Genomic DNA, 4,469 nt, shown 5'->3' on the forward strand with positions numbered 1-4,469 from the left:
GAGCAGCACGGTTTCCTGCGTGCCGTCGACCAGGAACGCGGCGCCCTTTTGGGGCAGCTCCTTGCCTGCTTTTTCGAGCGACTCGAAGGCCTGCTTCAACAGCTGCGCCTGCTCGCGCGTCAAGCCGTTGGCGGCTGCGGTGCCGGCGCTGCCCGTGACGGCGCCCAAGATCTTGTCCAGAAATCCCATGCGTTCTCCTCGTTCTCCTGGGCGCTGATTTTGGCAGTTGGACGTGACGCTTCGGCCAGTTCGCGGCCTGCAGAAACAACTGAAGTCAAAGGTTCTAAGCCGGCTGCGCTTTCCTTTGCTCCGGCAAGCCGTCGAGTTCGCCAAGCAATTGGCACAGAAAGCCCAGCTTCAGCAACGGTACCGCGGCCGGCGCAGCGAGGTGCGCACGCAGCGCACTCGACAGCACCTCCAGGCCGACAGAGTCCGCGCGGTCGAGTGCATCGTGCAGGCGCTGCCGCTGCGCCGCCGTCAATGCCATGCGCCCGGTGGCGGCCTGCGTCTCGGCCACTTCTGTCACTGGAGCGAGCAGGCGCGCCGCCAGCGTGGGCGCACCCACGGGCGCCGCCTGCCGCTGCTGCTGCTGCCGCGCCTCGAGCATGCGCAGGATGCGGTTGGCGAGCGACGTCGTGCGCGCGGCCTCGTCGGCAAAGTCGAGCGACACCGTTTGCAGCGCCTTCTTCGCGTTGCTGCTCAGCACGGCGAGGGGCATGAGTTCGGTGCTCGCGGCAGAGCGCTCGATGCGCACCAGCACCGCATGCACCGGGGCACGGCGCGCGGCGAGGCGGTCGAGGTTGTCGACGCGCTGCCGGTGCTCCGGGCCAACGGGGATGCCAAGCCGCAGCCACCGGCCCGCGTCGTCCTGCACCAGCCAGTCGAGGCGCTGCTGTGCTTCGTCGAGCACCGGTGGGCGCGTGTCCGATGGCCGCAGCAGCACGGCATCGAAAGGCTCGGCTGAAAGGCCGGTGGCGGCGCGCAGGCGCACGCCCAGTTCGGACCAGTTGCCGCAGCCGATCGACTTCAGGCGCGGGTCGTCGGCCGTCCACGCAGGCAGGGGCTGGGCACGCGTGGCGCCGCCGAGCGCCAAGCGGCCGTCTTCGGCAAGGCGGGGGTGTTCGAGGCGCAGGGCCGCTTCGCACACGCTCTGCGCGGCGCCCGCGCCGGACCACAGCGCGTTTGCGGACCATGCGCTGCTGCGCGTGAAGGCGGTGTCGCTTCCGTCGGGCCGTGCGAGCGAGGCCTGCAGCACGCGCGCACCCGCCAAGTCCCAGAACGCCACGGTGAGCCCGCGCGCGCCGCCGCGCGTCTGCCACCAGTGCGCACCGAGCGGCAGCAGGTCGAGTGCGGCCGATTCGTCGAAGTCGCGCTTGAGCCGGCCGCGCAGTGCCACGGCGAGTTCACCCTCGGCCCGCGCGAGCGCAGCGCACAGCGCATGGATGCGCGCCATGAGCGCGAAGGCGTCGCGCTCCTCGGCGCGGTGGTCGCGCCGCACCAGCAGATCGACCGTGCCGCCAAGATTGCGCAGCAAGGCGGCCAGGCGCGGCAAGCCCTCGCCGCGCGCGGACATGTTGAGTGCCAGGAGGCGCGCCGACGTCAACTCGCTCACGTGCGAGAGGCCGCCAGTGAGCAGTTCTTCCAGCATCGACTCCACCTGCAGCAGGAACGCGCGCTCTCGCTCGCCGAGGCGCACGGTGTCTTCGACCGGCGCGGGCCGCGCGCTCTCGGGCCATGCGAAGGGCTGCTCGTGCGCGCTGCGCAACGCGGCAATGGCGATCAGGTGCACCGCCTTGCGTTCCGCGGCAGGCACCTCGGACACCATGCCCGCATAGCCCGCGCCCGCCACCCAGCGGCAGGAGGCGCCGAGCTCGGGCAAGTCCATGAGGAGCGCGCCGCCTTGCACCCGCCATTCGACGACGCTGCTGGCGGCGGCTGCGGCGCGGCGCACGGCCGCCACGCCCGCGGCCTTGAAAAGCGCCGCGGCATCTAGCGCGAGGATTTCCGCGAGCGGGTCGGCACCGGGCGGTGCCTGTCTGTCTTGCTGCTCGTCTGAAGGCGCGCCGCCTGCGCTGCCTGGCGCGGCCGGCTCCAATGCACGCAGCCACAGCGCCGCGCCAAGTATGTGCTTGCAGATGCCCGGTGCCGGGCAGTCGCAGCGCGCCTGCTGCGGGCCGCRTGCATCGAGCTGCACGCGCTGGCCGTCGGCCGTCACCACCCCAGCTTCGGTGCCCTGCTCCGCCCATGCGATCTTGCCCGCCTCGACGTCCTTTGCGGCACGCCGAAGCAAGCCAGGGTTGGCGAGCGTGGCCAGCGTGTCGTCGTCGTAGGCGCGATAGCCGTCGTACCAGGCCATCAGTTCATCACTTCCGCGAGCCACTGCGCGAAATGCGTGGGCGTGAGGGCCGCAACGTGCATGCCCTTGTCGGCCAGTCGCTGCGCCATTTGCCGGTCGTACACGGGATTGGCCGATTCGTCCAGCGCGGCCAGCCCGAGCAGCTTGACGCGCGACTGTGCCATGCGCTGCACCGCGGCCAGGAGCGGCCCGGGCGCGGCGCCTTCCATGAAGTCGCTGATGAGCGCAAACACCGTGCGTTGCGGGTTGCCCACCAGCGACTCACAATACGCCACCGCACGGCCGATGTCGGTACCGCCGCCGAGTTGCACCGTGAGCAGCACCTCGACCGGATCGTGCGCCAGGTGCGTGAGGTCGACCACGCTGGTGTCGAACACCACCAGCTTCACTCGCACCGCGGGCAGCGAGCTCATGATGCCGGCAATGACGGCGCTGTAGATCACCGAATCCATCATCGAGCCGCTCTGGTCGACGCAAAGCACCACGTCCCAGGGCAGGTTGCGCTTCACGCGCGCATTGAAGCGCGGATGCTCGATGACGATTTGCTTGCGCTCCACGTCGTAATGCTTGAGGTTGGCCGCGATGGTGGCGCGCGCATCGAAGTTCTGCGCGCTCTTGATGTGCGAGCGCCGCATGCGGTTGCGCCGGCCGACGAGCGCGTTGACAAAGTCGTTCCTGAGCTTGCGCGTGATCTCGTCGACGGTTTTCTGGATCACCTCGCGCACCGCGTCGCGCATCTGGCCCGACAGCCGCCCGCGCATGCCCAGCAGTGCCTTGGCGAGGCCGGGCGTGGCGTCGAGCGAGCGCAGCACCGCCGGGTCGGAGAGCAGGTCGGTCAGCTGGTAGCGATCGATCGCCTGCGTCTGCATGCGCTCGAAGACCTCTTGCGGAAAGAGACTCCGCGATCGGTTGAGCCAGTCGACCGCGCGCAACTGGCTCGGGTCGAGCGAACCCGGCCCGCCGCTCGGCCGGGCCAGGCCGCGGCCTTCGTATTCGCGGCCGTAGAGATATTCGAGCGCCTGGTCGAGCTTCCAGTCGCCCGCCGAGAACTGCGTTTGCGACAGAGGTTGCGCCGCATAGCGGCCGAGGATCAGGCGCCAGCGGCGCAGGGTTTCTTCGGACGACATGCGCAATGCGTTCGCAAGGACGGGTGGAAGGAACGGTCGGGGAGAGGAGCGCCGGCAGCTTATCAGACGGCAGCGCGTGTCATGCTCACGCCGTCCTTGTCTCTTCCTCATGACCGGGTTTTGCGGGAGCGGCGGCAGAAACGGGCATGTACGACCCGTTGCTGCCCTTGAAACAGTGCAGGCAACGCGAGCGACAAAGGCGCCGAGCGTGTCGCCGTCACCAACAGCGTTGGGGCCACAGGAAATCGCCACCCTGGAAGCTGCCATCGAAGCTTGTGTGCAGGTCGGCCGAGCCGTGCCACCCCCCACAATATTCAGATGGCTTGATGACCAAAGGCTTCGATGCCCACTACAACCCCATTTCCGGGCGCGTGCAAAACAACGTGCGCTATCAAGGCGAGATGCTCGCTCTTTACGCGTTCAACAAATGCCTGGTGGACAAGGGCATCTCCCTTGGGTAGCCGTGGACTGTCGAGCGAGCGGTAGTTGCGGCTCGCCGTGCGGCTGCTTTGGAGCGCCGGGAATGTCTCGTTCGGGCCCTAAGCCGACCTCCAGATTTCTCTAAAGCAGCCGCTCGTTCCAATCTCGCAAAAGCTCCGCGTCGATGCGAAGCATCCCTAAGCCACCGCGATTCGGGTTGCTCACGCGCCACCAAGAACCGTCAGGTCCCTCGTAGCTTCGTCACCTTGGCGGCGGAGCCTTCTTCCGCGCAGGTGAGCCCGCGGCCTTCTTCGGGGCTACGGGCTTGGTGGTGGTCTTCTTCGGTGCGGGCGCCGGCTTCTTGGCCGGCTTTCGTGTTGCCATGCGCGCGAGTTTTCCCGCGGCCTTGCCTAGCGTCGAACCCTACAGAGGGTGCAGAATTTGGCTAAAACTATTGGAGGAGAAGTCCATGCGAGCCCTAATCCCGTACCCCTGGCAGCGTTCGCTCTGTCTCTTTGCATCCGGAGTCGCGGCGCTGCTTGCTGCGGGCTGTACAGCCGGAATGG

4 protein-coding genes are annotated in these 4,469 nt (G+C 68.2%); 1 reads left to right on the forward strand and 3 read right to left on the reverse strand.

Features of this window, described 5'->3' with window-relative positions:
- From AC1DOC_RS20865 to AC1DOC_RS20875, 3 genes are all read right to left on the reverse strand, one after another.
- A partial coding sequence (locus AC1DOC_RS20865; RefSeq protein ID WP_478130406.1) for a hypothetical protein occupies positions 1-189 on the reverse strand: 189 nt, incomplete at its 3' end.
- A 94-nt stretch (positions 190-283) separates the two neighbouring features.
- A complete protein-coding gene (locus AC1DOC_RS20870) occupies positions 284-2,380 on the reverse strand; it encodes an SWIM zinc finger family protein (RefSeq protein ID WP_478130407.1) in 2,097 nt (698 codons plus the stop codon).
- Positions 2,356-3,483 carry a VWA domain-containing protein gene (locus AC1DOC_RS20875; protein ID WP_015866256.1) on the reverse strand — a complete coding sequence of 376 codons (1,128 nt, stop codon included), beginning with the start codon at positions 3,481-3,483 and terminating at the stop codon, positions 2,356-2,358. Before AC1DOC_RS20875 ends, AC1DOC_RS20870 begins: the two co-directional genes overlap by 25 nt.
- Before the next feature lie 326 nt (positions 3,484-3,809).
- On the opposite strand from AC1DOC_RS20875, the gene AC1DOC_RS20880 reads away from it, so the two are divergent.
- A complete protein-coding gene (locus tag AC1DOC_RS20880; RefSeq protein WP_436046238.1) occupies positions 3,810-3,944 on the forward strand; it encodes a hypothetical protein in 135 nt (44 codons plus the stop codon).
- Positions 3,945-4,469: the final 525 nt, after the last annotated feature.

The organism is Variovorax sp. 01T439_2 (genome assembly GCF_056398445.1).